Genomic DNA, 1,360 nt, shown 5'->3' on the forward strand with positions numbered 1-1,360 from the left:
CCAGGCACCCACCACCTCTGCAACCTCATCAGCACCACAATCACGCACCCCGAATATCTACCGATACGCAGACAACCCAGGTGAAAACGACCTCTCAGAGCGCGTTTGATATAGCCGAATTGCCACTTAAGCCCTAGTGGGTCCCTCGCCAGGTTGGTGTGGTCTCGTCCGTTATACGCTTGGCAAGGTTGTCGATCGAGGCGACGTGGATCATCGCCTCGGAGCTGGTGGTGAGGGTCTCGTAGTCGCGGGCGAGGCGGCGGTGCATCATGATCCACCCGATGCTCCGCTCCACTACCCAGCGTCTTTTCACGACGTGAAAGCCGCGAACTCCGGGGTCCCTGTTGACGACTTCGACGTCGATTCCGAGCTGCGCGCCGTGCTCGACGACGGCCTTCTTGAAGCCGGTGTCTACCCAGCTCTTGGCGATAGTTGGGTACGTCTTCTTGGCTTGGTCGAGGAGGCGTATTCCCAGGGCGTTCTCGGAGAGGCCGGCGCCAGCGACGGTCACGGCGAGGATGAGGCCGATCGTGTCGGTCAGGATGCCCCGCTTCCGGCCCACGATCTTCTTCGCGGCGTCGGTTCCCTGGCTGGTCACGGGCACGTTGGTGGAGGTCTTCACGCTCTGGGTGTCGATGACGGAGCCCGTCGGTTCGGGCTTGCGACCTTCCTTCACGCGGGCCAGGGCGGTGAGGTCGTAATTGAGCTGGGCGAAGATTCCCTCGTCGCGCCAGGCGGCGTAGTAGAAGTAGACGGTGGCGTGGCTCGGGAAGTCGTGCGGGAGGTACTTCCAGGGTATTCCGGTGCGGTTCACGTAGAGAATCGCGTTGAACACGTCGCGGAGGTCGACTTTCGCCGGCTGTCCGGTGGGCCTGCGGTCGAGTCGCGCTTTCCGCCAGGCCATCAGGGTCGGTTCGATCAAGGCCCACCGGGCGTCGGACAGGTCGCTGGGGTACGGCTTCAACTGGCTCACGCCGTAGCGTTCCCACGGAAAGGCCGGAAGGTGCCGTTCCGTCGGCTATCGGGAGGTTCTGTCGCATCTTCAAATCAGACGGACTTCCAGCAGCGGAAGCGAGCGAAACGGGCAGCCGCTCCCACTCGAGGAGAGGATGCAAGATGCGCTTATCACTCAAAGCAGAGCAATCAAGGGCAGCGACGAAAGCACCATTACGGAGTGAACTTACCTAAACGCCCTCTCAGAGGTCGTTTTCACCTGGGTTGTCTGCGTATCGGTAGATATTCGGGGTGCGTGATTGTGGTGCTGCTGAGGTTGCAGAGGTGGTGGGTGCCTGGGCGCCGGGTGGGGTGACGGGTGGGACGGGATGCGACGTGTGTCTGTCTCATCCCAGGACGTCCGGCC

General features: G+C 62.1%; 1 protein-coding gene. It reads right to left on the reverse strand.

The window, feature by feature from the left end; genetic code table 11:
* Positions 1–133: 133 nt before the first annotated feature.
* Positions 134–973: an IS5 family transposase gene (locus ACFUJR_RS39290; RefSeq protein WP_383181769.1), complete on the reverse strand. Its 840-nt coding sequence runs from the start codon at positions 971–973 to the stop codon at positions 134–136.
* Between the last annotated feature and the right edge of the window lie 387 nt (positions 974–1,360).

Origin of the sequence: Streptomyces sp. NPDC057271 (genome assembly GCF_042668715.1) — a bacterium.
GTDB lineage: Bacteria > Actinomycetota > Actinomycetes > Streptomycetales > Streptomycetaceae > Streptomyces.